This is a genomic window from Brevundimonas poindexterae (genome assembly GCF_020524625.1).
Taxonomy (GTDB): Bacteria; Pseudomonadota; Alphaproteobacteria; order Caulobacterales; family Caulobacteraceae; genus Brevundimonas; species Brevundimonas poindexterae_A.
Window position 1 is genome coordinate 340,962 of sequence record NZ_JAIVLL010000002.1, and the last position, 13,808, is coordinate 354,769.

At 68.4% G+C, this 13,808-nt stretch carries 12 protein-coding genes; 6 read left to right on the top strand and 6 right to left on the bottom strand.

Going from position 1 to position 13,808, the window contains the following annotated elements; translation table 11 throughout:
- Positions 1 to 33 precede the first annotated feature (33 nt).
- Positions 34 to 1,452, top strand: a complete 1,419-nt coding sequence (gene lpdA / locus LC068_RS07955; protein ID WP_226636118.1) for a dihydrolipoyl dehydrogenase — start codon at positions 34 to 36, stop codon at positions 1,450 to 1,452.
- On the opposite strand, the gene LC068_RS07960 is transcribed toward lpdA, so the two are convergent.
- From LC068_RS07960 to fsa, 4 genes are read right to left on the bottom strand one after another with little or no spacing between them, the layout of a single operon-like run.
- Complete coding sequence (locus LC068_RS07960; protein ID WP_226636120.1) at positions 1,449 to 2,387, bottom strand: retroviral-like aspartic protease family protein; 939 nt, start codon at positions 2,385 to 2,387, stop codon at positions 1,449 to 1,451. The genes lpdA and LC068_RS07960 overlap by 4 nt on opposite strands.
- A 48-nt stretch (positions 2,388 to 2,435) precedes the next feature.
- A complete protein-coding gene (locus tag LC068_RS07965; protein WP_226636122.1) occupies positions 2,436 to 3,371 on the bottom strand; it encodes a tyrosine recombinase XerC in 936 nt (311 codons plus the stop codon).
- Positions 3,353 to 4,060, bottom strand: coding sequence for a DUF484 family protein (locus LC068_RS07970; RefSeq protein WP_226636124.1), 708 nt, complete (start codon positions 4,058 to 4,060; stop codon positions 3,353 to 3,355). Before LC068_RS07970 ends, LC068_RS07965 begins: the two co-directional genes overlap by 19 nt.
- Before the next feature lie 46 nt (positions 4,061 to 4,106).
- The gene (gene fsa / locus LC068_RS07975) at positions 4,107 to 4,760 is read right to left on the bottom strand and encodes a fructose-6-phosphate aldolase (RefSeq protein WP_226636126.1); all 654 of its coding nucleotides are present in this window, start codon (positions 4,758 to 4,760) and stop codon (positions 4,107 to 4,109) included.
- Positions 4,761 to 4,790: 30 nt separating this feature from the next.
- Here fsa and LC068_RS07980 point away from each other — a divergent pair, with 30 nt between their 5' ends.
- Entirely contained in the window at positions 4,791 to 6,959 is a 2,169-nt protein-coding gene (locus LC068_RS07980; RefSeq protein ID WP_226636129.1) for a primosomal protein N', read from the top strand.
- On the opposite strand, the gene LC068_RS07985 is transcribed toward LC068_RS07980, so the two are convergent.
- Both LC068_RS07985 and LC068_RS07990 read right to left on the bottom strand, forming a co-directional pair.
- Positions 6,956 to 7,813: a TerC family protein gene (locus LC068_RS07985; RefSeq protein ID WP_226636131.1), complete on the bottom strand. Its 858-nt coding sequence runs from the start codon at positions 7,811 to 7,813 to the stop codon at positions 6,956 to 6,958. The two genes, LC068_RS07980 and LC068_RS07985, sit on opposite strands and share 4 nt — an antisense overlap.
- A gap of 56 nt (positions 7,814 to 7,869) precedes the next feature.
- Entirely contained in the window at positions 7,870 to 8,877 is a 1,008-nt protein-coding gene (locus LC068_RS07990) for a cation diffusion facilitator family transporter (RefSeq protein WP_226636132.1), read from the bottom strand.
- 244 nt (positions 8,878 to 9,121) lie between these two features.
- Here LC068_RS07990 and LC068_RS07995 point away from each other — a divergent pair, with 244 nt between their 5' ends.
- The 4 genes from LC068_RS07995 to atpD all read left to right on the top strand — a co-directional run bounded on the left by LC068_RS07995 (position 9,122) and on the right by atpD (position 13,806).
- On the top strand, positions 9,122 to 9,679 hold the full coding sequence (locus LC068_RS07995) for a F0F1 ATP synthase subunit delta (RefSeq protein ID WP_226636134.1): 558 nt from the start codon (positions 9,122 to 9,124) through the stop codon (positions 9,677 to 9,679).
- Between the two features lie 75 nt (positions 9,680 to 9,754).
- Entirely contained in the window at positions 9,755 to 11,290 is a 1,536-nt protein-coding gene (gene atpA, locus LC068_RS08000; protein WP_226636136.1) for a F0F1 ATP synthase subunit alpha, read from the top strand.
- 34 nt (positions 11,291 to 11,324) lie between these two features.
- Positions 11,325 to 12,203 (top strand): F0F1 ATP synthase subunit gamma, encoded by an 879-nt coding sequence (locus LC068_RS08005; RefSeq protein ID WP_226636138.1) that lies wholly within the window; start codon positions 11,325 to 11,327, stop codon positions 12,201 to 12,203.
- 37 nt (positions 12,204 to 12,240) lie between these two features.
- Positions 12,241 to 13,806: a F0F1 ATP synthase subunit beta gene (gene atpD, locus LC068_RS08010; protein ID WP_226636140.1), complete on the top strand. Its 1,566-nt coding sequence runs from the start codon at positions 12,241 to 12,243 to the stop codon at positions 13,804 to 13,806.
- Positions 13,807 to 13,808: the final 2 nt, after the last annotated feature.

Here is a 13,808-nt window from a genome sequence, read left to right on the forward strand (position 1 = left end):
CGCGCCGCGCCCCTGACCCGACCGAGGAACCCCATGGCCCAGGCATCCCAATCCGACACCGCCTATGACGTCGTCATCATCGGTGGAGGCCCGGGGGGCTATAATGCCGCCATCCGCGCCGGGCAGCTGGGGCTGAAGGCTGCCTGCGTCGAGATGCGTGACACCCTGGGCGGGACCTGTCTGAATGTGGGCTGCATGCCCTCCAAGGCCCTGCTGCACGCCTCGGAACTGTATGAAGCGGCCGGGCGCGAGTTTGCCGGTCTGGGCATCGAGGTCTCACCCAGGCTGAACCTCGACCAGATGATGAAGCAGAAGCAGGAGAGCGTGACCGCCCTGACCAAGGGCATCGAATTCCTGTTCAAGAAGAACAAGGTCGACTGGATCAAGGGCCGCGGCCGGCTGAAGGGCAAGGGCGTGGTCGAGGTCGAGGCCGCCGACGGCACGACCACCACGCTGAACACCGCCAATGTCGTGATCGCCACGGGTTCGGAACCCACCCCCCTGCCCGGCGTGGCCTTCGAAGCCGGGAAGGTGATCGACTCCACCGGGGCGCTGGCGCTCGACAAGGTGCCCGAGAAGCTGATCGTGGTCGGCGCCGGCATCATCGGCCTGGAGCTCGGCTCGGTCTGGCGGCGTCTGGGCGCCGAGGTAACCGTGGTGGAATATCTGGACCGCATCACCCCGGGCGTGGACAGCGATGTCGCCACCGCCTTCCAGCGCGTGCTGGCCAAGCAGGGCATGAAGTTCAAGCTGGGCGCCAAGGTCACCGGCGCCAAGACCTCGAAATCCGGCGTCGAACTGACGGTCGAGCCCGCCAAGGGCGGCGAGGCCGAGACCCTGAAGGGCGATGTGGTACTGGTCGCCATCGGGCGGCGCCCCTACACCGAAGGCCTGGGTCTGGAGACGGTCGGCCTGTCGACCGACAAGCGCGGCTTCCTCGACAACAACCACTTCAGGACCGGCACGGACGGTATCTGGGTGATCGGCGATGTGACCCACGGCCCGATGCTGGCCCACAAGGCCGAGGAAGACGCGGTCGCGGCCATCGAGACCATTGCCGGCAAGGCCGGGCACGTGGACTACAATCTGGTGCCGGGCGTGGTCTACACCAGCCCGGAAGTGGCCTGGATCGGCCAGACCGAGGACCAGCTGAAGGCGGCCGGTGTCGCCTACAAGGTCGGGAAATTCCCGTTCACCGCCAACAGTCGCGCCAAGATCAATCACGAGACCGACGGCTATGCCAAGGTGCTGGCGGACGCCGAGACCGACAAGGTGCTGGGCGTCCACATCCTGGGCCCGCAGGCCGGTGAGATGATCCACGAGGCCGCCATGTGCATGGCGTTCGGCGGATCGTCGGAGGACATCGCCCGCACCTGTCACGCCCACCCGACCCGCTCGGAAGCCGTCCGACAGGCGGCCATGGGCGTGGAAGGCTGGACGATGCAGTCCTAGCGGACGGACAGTGGCGGCCTGAGCCCGCTCAGGGTCATGCGTCTGCGCCCATAGTCCAGTTCGACCCGCCGGAAACGGTAAAGGATGTCGGCCCCGATCAGCAGGGCCGGAGCGGCGATCAGGTCCAGCGCCTGAAAGGCGTGCAGGTCGGCGAACAGCAGGGTTGTGGGGCCGAGGTCGCGATTGGCGATCTCCAGTCCCTGCACCTCGCGTTCGCGGGCGGTCAGAACCTGACCGGTGACCCCATATACCTCGATGTCGCGGCCGGGCTGGTCCGCGCGCCCGGCGCTGAGGGCGTTCAGCAGGGCCAGATTGCCGATCGAATACTGGGCGCCGGTGTCGATGAAGGCTGACAGGGTAACGCCCCCGGCCCGGGCTGTGGGCAGGATCAGCTGGCCGAAGCGGCCGATCTCGGCGCGCACCCCCTCGCGGGTCAGGCGGGACGGAGAGGTGAAGGCGGGGCTGCCCTCGAACACATCGGTGCCGGACGGCCGCATCGAGACCCGCCGGCGGGCCAGATCGAGGCTGATCCGGTAGCGCGACAGGACATCCAGCCCCAGCAGCCCGTCTGCGGCCAGCAGCTCGCGGCTGACCACCGGGCAGATCAGGTCATTGATCCTGCGGCCTGCGAAATCCAGTTGGGCCAGCCGCACGGTCGGCAGGACCTCGGCCGAGGTGATGGCGTGGACCAGAACCGGCGGCCCTTCCGGCAGGGCGAGCTCGCGCGCGACTGTATCGGCCAGCACGGTCCGGCCCGCGCCGGTGTCGAGCACCAGCGGATAGCGGCCGCGCCCGTTCAGCTCGACCTCGGCCGCCACCCGCGTCAGGATATTGGTCAACAGCCGGGGTTCGGGATCCTGGGCCGCCCGTGCGGGGCCCGCCAACGCCAGTCCCGCCGCCGACACGATCAGGGTCCGCCGATCCAGACCGGTCACCCTTGCCTCCCTGTGCTCGCCCGATCTGACGCCGGACCGGCCGGAACCCTAACCCCTCGGGTGGGCGGATGAATAGACACCCATCAGGCGGGCGGCGTCGACGGCGGTGTATTTCTGGGTGGTCGACAGGCTGGCGTGACCCAGCAGGTCCTGCAGGCTGCGCAGGTCCGCTCCTGCGCCCAGCAGATGGGTGGCGAAGCTGTGGCGGAGCGCATGGGGCGTGGTGCTCTCGGGCAGGCCGAGGCGGCGGCGCAGCGTCTGGACGGCCGCCTGCACCTGACGGGGGCTGAGCTTGCCGCCGCGTCTGGCGAGGAAGAGGGCGCGGTCGGGGCCCTCGGTCCACGGCCGGAGGTCGCGATAGGCGGCGACGGCCTCGGCTACCGGGGGCAGGACGGGCACGATGCGGGTCTTGGAGCCCTTGCCGGTGATGCGCAGGGTCTCGCCCAGAGGGACATCGGCATCGGTCAGGCCGAGGGCCTCGGAAATCCGCAGGCCACATCCATACAGCAGCATCAGCACAGCCCGGTCGCGGGCGGCCTCCCACGGCGGTGTTTCGGGATCGTCGCCGGTCGCCGTCATCAGGTCGAGCGCCTGATCGACCTTGAGCGCGCGCGGCAGGGTGGCCTTGATGCGGGGTCCCCGGACGAGGGCCAGCTCGGGCGCCTCGACCCCCAGGCGCCGCTCCAGAAAGCCGTGAAAGGCGCGGATGGCCGACAGGGCCTGGCTGAGCGAGCGGCCGGACAGGGGGTGCGGACCCGATCGGCGCTCGGCCAGATGGGCGCGCAGGTCCGAGGCACGGACTCGCCCCAGATCCTCAATGCGAACCTCTCCACCGAAATGGCCGGACAGGAAGGCCAGATAGCGCCGGCCGGCATGGCCATAGGCCTCCAGCGTGCGGGGCGACAGGCGTCGCTCGTGCGCGAGATGGTGCAGCCAGGCGTCGAGGGCCGCCCCGGCGGGCGCGGTCAGTTGAGGATCGGCCATCGCTCGGCCATGCGCTCGATCACCCGCGTCAGGAAGGCCGCCAGTTCGCAGCCCATGTCAGGGGTGAAGCCCTCCGGATCGGGCGAGCCGAAGGCGCAGAGCGCCGGACGCGCCCCCCCGTTCGGTCCGACGTGCGGAGCCATACGGACAAGGGCGATCGAGCGGACCTCGTCCTCGGCGGCCCCGAACAGGCCCAGTCCCTGCCCGCCCATGCCCAACCGGTGCAGGCCATTGCGGCCCAGCAGGCCGTCGACGCCGCCGGGCTCAAGCGCGCGCCAGCCGAAGGGAATGCCGCCGGGCTTTTCCAGAACGATCGAGGCGCCGGCCAGTCCGAAACGGGCCTGGGCCGCGGCGTCCAGACGGCGCGCCAGATCGGAGGGGTTGCGGGCCTCCATCAGGTCGAGGACGGCGACGTGGGTCTGGGCCTGGGCGGCGAAATTGGCGCGGGCGACGGCCTCGATGGCCTTGCGGGCCCCGGCCTCGCGCGCGGCGACGGCCTCGACCCGCGACAGGGCGGCCGCGCCGAAATCCACGACATTGGGACCATGCGGGCGCAGACCCAGTTCCTGCAGCAGGGCGCGATCGCCCGCCACGGTTTCGGCATGCCCCTGCAGCCAGGCGCGGACCTCGGGCCAGCGCAGGCCCTCGTCCTCAGCGGCGTCGTCGAACAGGTCGGCGGTCTCGGTCACGGTCGGCCCCGGTTGGCGCGCCGGCCGGGCAAGGCGACGCGCCGTCTTACAGAATGCTCTGGCCGGTCTTGCCCCAGTCGGCCAGGAAGGCATCAAGCCCCTTGTCGGTTAACGGGTGCTTGACCAGCGCCTTGAAGGTGTCGGCCGGCAGGGTCGCCGCATCGGCCCCCGCAAGCGCCGCCGCCGAGACGTGGCCGGGATTGCGCAGCGAGGCGGCCAGAACCTCGGTCTCGAATCCGTGGATGTCATAGAGGGTGCGGATTTCTTCCAGCAGGCCGATGCCGTCGGCGCCGTGGTCCTCGAGGCGACCCACGAAGGGCGAGATGAAGCTGGCGCCGGCCTTGGCCGCCAGCATGGCCTGGGCCGCCGAGAAGCAGAGGGTCACATTGGTGCGGATGCCCTTGTCCGAAAAGGCCCGCGTGGCGCGGAGGCCATCCCAGGTCAGCGGCAGTTTGACCACCACATTGGGGGCGATGCCGGCCAGCTTCTCACCCTCCTTGACCATGGTCTCGAAGTCGGTCGCGACGGCCTCGGCCGAAATGGGCCCCTCGACGAGGGCGCAAATCTCGGCAATGACCTCAGCGATGTTGCGACCCGACTTTGCGATCAGGGATGGATTGGTGGTGACGCCATCGACCATGCCCGTGGGCAGCATGTCCTTGATGACGGCGACGTCGGCGGTATCGAGAAACAGTTTCATGTGGGCGGTTCTAGACCAGTGGGTCGGGCGGTGAAAGTCGCCTCGGTCCTGATTCCCCTGCCGGTCGAAGAGGCCTTCGACTATGTCGTGCCCGACGACATGGCCGTGGCGCGTGGCCAGTTGGTCACCGTGCCGCTGGGGCCGCGCCGGATCACGGGTGTGGTGTCCGAGGTTCGCGAGGTTCCCGCCACCAACCGGCGGCTGAAGCCGGTGGCGGGTGTGCTGGACCTGTCGCCCCTGCCCCTGGCAACACTGGACTTTCTGGAGTGGGCCGCGCGCTGGACGCTGTCGCCGCCCGGCGAGATGGCGGCCCTGGCGCTGAAGGCCCTGCGGCATGCGCCGCCCAAGCCGCCCATGCAGCTGATCCGCGTGGCCGGAAAGGCGCCCGTGCGCCTGACACCCTCGCGGGCGGCCGTACTGCAGGCGCTCGAGGGCGGGCCGGCGGTGTCCAGCGCGGCGGAACTGGGCCGCGCGGCCGGCGTATCGGCCGGGGTGGTCAAGGGACTGGTGGACGAAGGGGTGATCACGGCCCGGCCGGCGGACCGCGCCGCCCCCTTCCCCGCCCCCGACCCGCACCATGCCCCGGTCAGCCTGAATCCCGATCAGGCCGAGGCCGCGCGCCAGATCGGCGAGGCGGCGGTGGCCGGACAGTTCGCCGCCTTCCTGCTGGACGGGGTGACGGGCTCGGGCAAGACCGAGGCCTATCTGGAGGCCGTGGGGCAGTTGCTTGAGGTCCAGTCCGACGCCCAGGTGCTGATCCTGTTGCCCGAGATCGCCCTGACCCAGGCGGTGATTTCGCGGATCGCCGCGCGGTTCGGGGCGGCGCCGGCGGAATGGCATTCGGGGCTGACGGGACCGCGACGGCGACAGGTCTGGGATGCAGTGGCCGCAGGCGATTGCCGGATCGTGGTGGGCGCGCGCTCGGCCCTGTTCCTGCCGTTTCCAAACCTCAGGCTGCTGGTCGTCGATGAGGAGCACGACGCCTCGTACAAGCAGGAAGACGGCCTGATCTATCAGGGCCGGGATCTGGCCGTGGCGCGGGCCCGGTTCGAGAGCGCCGCCGTGGTGCTGGCCTCGGCAACGCCGTCGCTGGAGACGCTCGGCAATGCCCGGCAGGGCCGGTACCGGGAGCTGAGGCTGACGGCGCGACACGGGACGGCGGTGCTGCCCGACATCGCGCTCGTTGACCTGCGGGCCGATCCGCCCGAGCCGCAGACGTGGCTGAGCCCTCCCTTACGCACCGCCATGGCCGAGACGCTGGAGCGGGGCGAGCAGACCCTGCTGTTCCTGAACCGGCGCGGCTATGCGCCCGTGGTGCTGTGCCGGGCCTGCGGTCACCGGATGACGGCGCCGGACACCGATTCCTGGCTGGTCGAGCATCGCTATACCGGGCGGCTGGTGTGTCACCTGACCGGCTTTTCCATGCCGAAGCCCGAGACCTGCCCGTCGTGTGGTGCGAAGGACAGTCTGGTGCCGGTCGGCCCCGGGGTCGAACGGGTCGAGGAGGAGGTCCGCAGCCTGTTCCCCGACGCGCGCACGGCGATCTTCTCGTCCGATACCACGCCGGACGGGCGTTCGGCGCGGGAACTGGTCGAGGCGATGGAGCGGGGCGAGATCGACATTCTGGTGGCGACCCAGGCGGCGGCCAAGGGCCACAACTTTCCCAACCTCACCCTCGTCGGTGTGGTCGATGCCGATCTGGGGCTGAGGGGCGGTGACCTGCGCGCGGCCGAGCGCACCTTCCAGCTGCTCATGCAGGCCACGGGTCGGGCGGGCCGGGCCGAGCGGCCGGGCCGCGCCCTGCTGCAGACCTGGACGCCCGAGCATCCGGTGCTCCAGGCGCTGGCGGCAGGCGACCGCGACAGCTTCCTCGCGACCGAATCCGAAGAGCGCAGGATGGCCGCCCTGCCCCCGTTTGGACGGCTGGCGGCGCTGATCCTGTCGGGCGACAAGGCGGATGCCGTCGAAAAGGCCGCCCAGCTGCTGGCCGGGGCGATCCCCAATGCCGAGCGGCTGGAGGTCTATGGCCCGGCCGATGCGCCGCTGGCGCTGGTGCGGGGTCGGCGCCGGAAACGCCTGCTGGTTCGGGCCGACCGGGATGTCGATATCCAGGCGTTCCTGAGGGCGTGGCTGTCGCGCGTGAAACTGCCGTCCTCGGTGAGGCTGGCGGTCGACGTCGACCCCTACAGCTTCCTCTAGCTCTTGCGGTCCACCTCGGCGGCGGCACGGGCCTCGGCAACGACGGCGCGCTGTTCGGCAGCGGTCGCCTCGGCCCGGGCGCGGGCGGCATCCTCGGCCGCAGACCGTTTGGCCTCCGAGCCCCGCGACAGCATGTTCAGCGCCTCAACCCCGGCCGAGAAGGCCATGGCCGCATAGATGTAACCCTTGGGCACATGGAAGCCGAAGCCGTCGGCGATCAGCACCATGCCGATCATCAGCAGGAAGCCCAGCGCCAGCATGACGACCGTCGGGTTCTTGTTGATGAAGTTGGCCAGCGGATCGGCGGCCAGCAGCATGACGGTGACCGCGACCAGCACCGCCACGACCATGATGGGCAGGTGCTCGGTCATGCCGACCGCGGTCAGGATGGAGTCGATCGAGAAGACCAGGTCCAGCAGGATGATCTGGAAGATGGCGGCGCCCGCGTTGGAAATGACCACGTCCTTGGCGTTGCCCTTCTTGTCCAGCATGTCGTGGCTGGGGGCCGGGTCGACCGTGTGGTGGATTTCCTTGGTCGCCTTCCACACCAGGAACAGGCCCCCCGCGATCAGGATCAGGTCCTTCCACGAGAACTCATTGCCGAACACCGTGAGGACCGGCTGAACCAGACCGACCAGCCAGGCGATGATCGACAGCAGACCCAGCCGCATGACCAGGGCCAGACCGATGCCGATCCGGCGCACGCGCGAGCGCTGATGCTCCGGCAGTTTGTTCGACAGGATCGAGATGAAGATCAGATTGTCGATCCCCAGCACCACCTCCATCACCACAAGGGTGACCAGGGCGGCCCAGGCCGCAGGGTCGGAGAGAAGGGGCGTGATGCTGTCGAGCATGAAGGGGGTTCCGGTTCCGGTGATTTACGCTGTGGTAGCGGGGGGCCTGCCGCCCATCAAGCGGCAGGAATGTCACCCCCCAGACCGTCCGGCACATCGCGGACAAGGGAGGCAGGACCACCTGCGGCCAGGACGGCCGCGTGGACGGCGGCATGGTTGGCGGCGCTCTGCGCCTCGATGTAGATGCGGCCGGCCTGGGGGAAGGCCGCACGGATACGGTGCTCCAGCCGGGCGACGGTGTTCTCGACCTGGGCGGCGGACAGGGCGTCGTCGAAATCGAGGCTGAGCACGACCAGCACCTCGTTCGGGCCGAAATGCATGGTACGGGCGTCGTTGATACCGATGACGCCGGGCTCGACCCGGGCCAGCGCCACAATCCCCTCGCGGGTTTCGGGATCGGCGGCCTCTCCGGTCAGCAGGCTCTGGCTCTCGAAGGCAAGGAAACCGGCGGTGATCGCGAGGATCAGGCCGATAACGACCGAGGCGACGCCGTCCAGAACCGGCATGTCGAGCATCTGGCTGGCGGCCAGCCCGATCAGGGCCACGACCAGGCCCGACAGGGCCGCCGTGTCCTCGAACAGGACGGTGAAGACGGTGGGGTCCTTGCTGTTGCGCACCGTGCCCAGCCAAGGGCGGCCGGCCCGCTCGCGATTGAAGGCGCGCAGGGCGACCCACCAGGAGGCGCCCTCGAACAGAATGGCCAGGCCCAGCACCAGATAGTTGACCCAGGGCGACGCGATCGCCTCGGGATGCTGGATCCGCTCGATGCCGTGCTGGATCGAGATCACCGCCCCGACGCCGAAGATCAGCACCGCGACGACAAAGGTATAGAAGTAGAGCTGCAGGCCGTGGCCGAACGGATGGGCCTCGGTCGCCGGGCGCGCGGCCCGCCGCAGGCCGATCAGCAGCAGGATCTGGTTGCCCGTATCGACCGCGGAGTGGATCGCCTCGCTCATCATGGCCGCACTGCCGGTGAACAGCGCCGCCACCAGCTTGGTGATGGCGATGGCCGTATTGCCGGCGAGGGCAGCGAAGATGACGTTTCGGGAGGTGGAGGCGGCCATCGTCCGTGCGCAGGTCCTGACAGATCAAGGGATGTGGGACGGGAGCGCGGGTGCGACCGTAACGTTCCTTCGGCCTCGGTTGCGAGGGGGAAAGGCCCGTGCTATCAGGCGCCCGGCTGAACCGGGACCTCTATCGAAAGACGGGGGACCGTTGTGCTTTCTTCAAGCATTTCAAGCCTTTGATCGGGGTGATCCGTCACCGCCGGTTGCGACCCAAACGCTTTTTGATCGCGGACCTTGACGAGTGGCTGACGATTTCAGGACTACGACTGTCGGCGCACGCTACGCGCAGGCCCTTTTTGACCTCGCTGACGAAGGTCAGGCGCTGGATGCCGTTCGCGCCGACCTGAAGTCGCTGCGCAAGGCCTGGGGCGAGAGCGCGGACCTGCGCCGCCTGGCCACCTCGCCGGTGATCAGCGACGAGGACCAGGTCAAGGGCCTGACCGCGATCGCCGACAAGGCCGGCTTCAACGGCCTGACCCGCAAATTCCTCGGCCTGCTGGCCCAGAACGGCCGCTCGGCTGACCTGACGGCCGTGATCGCGGGCTTCGACAAACTGTATGCCATCCGCACCGGGCTGGTGTCGGCCGAGGTCGTTTCGGCCGCGCCGCTGGACACGGCCCAGATGAACGCCATCAAGGCCTCGCTGCGCAAGGCGCTCGGCAAGGACCCCGAACTTGAAGCCCGCGTCGATCCGTCGCTGCTGGGCGGACTGAAGGTCAAGGTGGGCTCGCGTCTGTACGACGCCTCGCTGAAGACCAAGCTGGACCAGATGAAATTCGCCCTCAAGCGGGCCGGATAGGCCGAACCGCCCACCGCCCCGCCTACTGATTGCCCGCCCCTCACGACTGAACGCTAAGCCAAGAAGAGCCCCCCAATGGACATCCGCGCCGCCGAGATTTCGGCCATCCTCAAGTCGCAGATCGCCGCTTTCGGCGTGGAAGCCGATGTTTCGGACGTCGGCCAGGTGCTGTCGGTCGGTGACGGCATCGCCCGCATCCACGGTCTGGACAACGTCCAGGCCGGCGAGATGATCGAATTCCCCAAGGCCGGCGTGAAGGGCATGGCCCTGAACCTGGAAGTCGACAACGTCGGCGCCGTGATCTTCGGCCAGGACAATGAAATCGCCGAGGGCGACGAGGTCCGCCGCCTGGGCGAGATCGTGGACGTGCCGGTGGGCAAGGGCCTGCTGGGCCGCGTCGTGAACCCGCTGGGCGAGCCGATCGACGGCAAGGGCCCGATCCAATTCACCGAGCGTCGCCGCGTGGACGTGAAGGCCCCGGGCATCATCCCCCGCAAGTCGGTGCACGAGCCGATGCAGACCGGCCTGAAGGCCATCGACACCCTGATCCCGGTCGGACGTGGCCAGCGTGAGCTGATCATCGGTGACCGTCAGGTCGGCAAGACCGCCGTGGCCGTCGACACCATCCTCAACCAGAAGAACGTCAACGCCAATGCGGCGTCGGAAGGCGAGAAGCTCTACTGCATCTACGTCGCCATCGGCCAGAAGCGCTCGACCGTCGCCCAGATCGTGAAGACGCTCGAAGAGCGCGGCGCCCTGGACTACACCATCGTCGTGGCCGCCACCGCCTCGGAGCCCGCCCCGCTGCAGTTCCTGGCGCCGTTCGCCGGCACCGCCATGGGCGAGTTCTTCCGCGACAACGGCATGCATGCCCTGATCGTGTACGATGACCTGTCGAAGCAGGCCGTCGCCTATCGCCAGATGTCGCTGCTGCTGCGCCGTCCGCCGGGCCGTGAAGCCTATCCGGGCGACGTCTTCTATCTGCACAGCCGCCTGCTGGAGCGTTCGGCCAAGCTGAACGGCGACTACGGCTCGGGCTCGATGACCGCCCTGCCGATCATCGAAACCCAGGCGAACGACGTGTCGGCCTACATCCCGACGAACGTCATCTCGATCACCGACGGCCAGATCTTCCTGGAATCGGACCTGTTCTACCAGGGCATCCGCCCGGCCGTGAACGTCGGCATCTCGGTGTCGCGCGTGGGCTCCTCGGCCCAGATCAAGGCGATGAAGCAGGTGGCCGGCTCCATCAAGGGCGAGCTGGCCCAGTACCGGGAAATGGCCGCCTTCGCCAAGTTCGGTTCGGACCTCGACGCCTCGACCCAGAAGCTGCTGGCCCGCGGCGAGCGCCTGACCGAGCTGCTGAAGCAGCCGCAATATTCGCCGCTGGCGGTCGAGGAGCAGGTTGTCTCCATCTATGCCGGTACGCGCGGCTATCTGGACGGTATCGCCACCTCGGACGTCGGTCGCTTCGAGCGCGAGCTGCTGGCCCGCATGCACTCCAAGCACGCCGGCATTCTGGACGCCATCCGCACCAAGAAGGCCCTGTCGCCGGAGCTGGAAGCCGAACTGAAGGACGCCATCGAATCCTTCGCCAAGACCTTCGCCTGATCGCCGCCACAGCTAGGAGCTAGAGGAACGCCGAATGGCCAGCCTCAAGGAAATGCGCAATCGGATCGGAAGCGTGAAGTCCACGCAGAAGATCACGAAAGCCCTGAACATGGTCGCGGCGGCCAAGCTGAAGCGTGCCCAGGACCAGGCCGAAAGCGCCCGTCCCTATGCGCAGAAGATGGCCTCGGTGATCGCCAATCTGGCGGCCGGCGTGTCGGGTGACGACGCGCCGAAGCTGCTGGCCGGCACCGGCGCCGAGCAAAAGCACCTGATCGTCGTCGCCACCGGCGACAAGGGTCTGGCCGGCGGGTTCAACTCGAACGTCATCCGGGCGGCCCGCGAGCGTATCAACACCCTGATCAAGGGTGGCAAGGATGTGCGCATCATCGCCGTGGGCAAGAAGTCGCGGGACGGCCTGGCACGTCTGTATGGCGACAAGCTGGTCCACACCTTCGAGATGAGCGACCACAAGGTGATCGGCCTGCCCGCCGCCGAGCCCATCGCCGACATGATCGCCGAGGAGTTCGAGGCCGGACGCGCCGACGTCGTGACCCTGTTCTACAGCCGCTTCCAGTCGGTGATCAGCCAGGTGCCGACGCCGAAGAAGCTGATCCCGGCCGAGGTTGCCGGGGACGCGCCGCCGGTCAATCTGAACGGCGCCGTCTATGAGTATGAGCCGTCCGAGGAGGAAATCCTCGAGACCCTCCTGCCGCGCAACATCACCACCCAGATCCTGGCCGCGCTGTACGAGAACCAGGCCAGCTTCTTCGGGGCCCAGATGGGCGCCATGGACAATGCCACGCGCAACGCCGGCGACCTGATCAACAGCCTGACCCTGCAGTACAACCGCAAACGCCAGGCCCAGATCACCACCGAACTGATCGAGATCATCGCGGGCGCGGAAGCCCTCTGATCCGCCCCTGAACGCCCCTTCCGACACGGACCGACCCATGACCGACACCACCGCCCCCAAGAAGCCCGCCGCCAAGAAGGCCCCCGCCGCGAAGAAGCCGGCCGCCCCGCGCGCCGCTGCCGCCAAGGCTGCTCCGAAGACCGTTGCCGGAACCGGCACGGGCAAGATCGCCCAGGTCATCGGCGCCGTCGTCGACGTGGAGTTCGAAGGCCAGCTGCCGGCCATCCTGAACGCGCTGGAAACCCAGAACGTCGACCAGAAGACGGGCGAGCCCTTCACCCTGGTCCTGGAAGTCGCCCAGCACCTGGGTGAGAACATGGTCCGCACCATCGCCATGGACACCACCGAGGGCCTGACCCGCGGTCAGCCGGTGAGCGACACGGGCGCCTCCATCCAGGCCCCGGTCGGCCCGGGCACGCTCGGCCGCATCATGAACGTGGTCGGCGCGCCGATCGACGAGCAGGGCCCGATCCAGACCACCATGTACCGCCCGATCCACCGCGAGGCCCCGAGCTTCGAGGATCAGTCGACCAGCTCGGAAATCCTGGTCACGGGCATCAAGGTCATCGACCTGATGTGCCCCTACACCAAGGGCGGCAAGATTGGCCTGTTCGGCGGCGCCGGCGTCGGCAAGACCGTGACCATGCAGGAGCTGATCAACAACATCGCCAAGGCGTACGGCGGTTATTCGGTTCTGGCCGGCGTGGGTGAGCGTACCCGCGAAGGCAACGACCTGTACCACGAGATGATCGAGTCGAACGTGAACGTCGACCCGACCAAGAACAACGGCTCGACCGAAGGCTCCAAGTGCGCCCTGGTCTACGGCCAGATGAACGAGCCCCCCGGCGCCCGCGCCCGCGTCGCCCTGACCGGTCTGGCCCAGGCCGAGTACTTCCGCGACGAGGAAGGCAAGGACGTGCTGCTGTTCGTCGACAACATCTTCCGCTTCACGCAAGCCGGTTCGGAAGTGTCCGCCCTGCTGGGCCGCATCCCGTCGGCCGTGGGCTATCAGCCGACGCTGGCCACCGAGATGGGCAACCTGCAGGAGCGCATCACCTCGACCAAGAAGGGCTCGATCACCTCGGTGCAGGCCATCTACGTGCCCGCCGACGACCTGACCGACCCGGCGCCCGCCACCTCCTTCGCCCACCTGGACGCGACCACCGTGCTGTCGCGCGACATCGCCGCCCAAGCCATCTTCCCGGCCGTGGACCCGCTGGACTCGACCAGCCGGATCATGGACCCGCTGGTGATCGGCGAGGAGCACTATCAGGTCGCGCGTTCGGTTCAGGAAGTCCTGCAGCAGTACAAGGCCCTGAAGGACATCATCGCCATCCTGGGCATGGACGAGCTGTCGGAAGAGGACAAGCTGGTCGTGGCCCGCGCCCGCAAGATCCAGCGCTTCCTGTCGCAGCCCTTCTTCGTGGCCGAACAGTTCACCGGCGCGCCCGGCAAGTTCGTGTCGCTGGAAGACACCATCCGCAGCTTCAAGGGCATCGTCGCCGGTGAATACGATCACCTGCCCGAAGCCGCCTTCTACATGGTCGGCAACATCGAGGAAGCCGTCGAGAAGGCCCAGAAGCTGGCCGCGGAAGCCGCGTAATC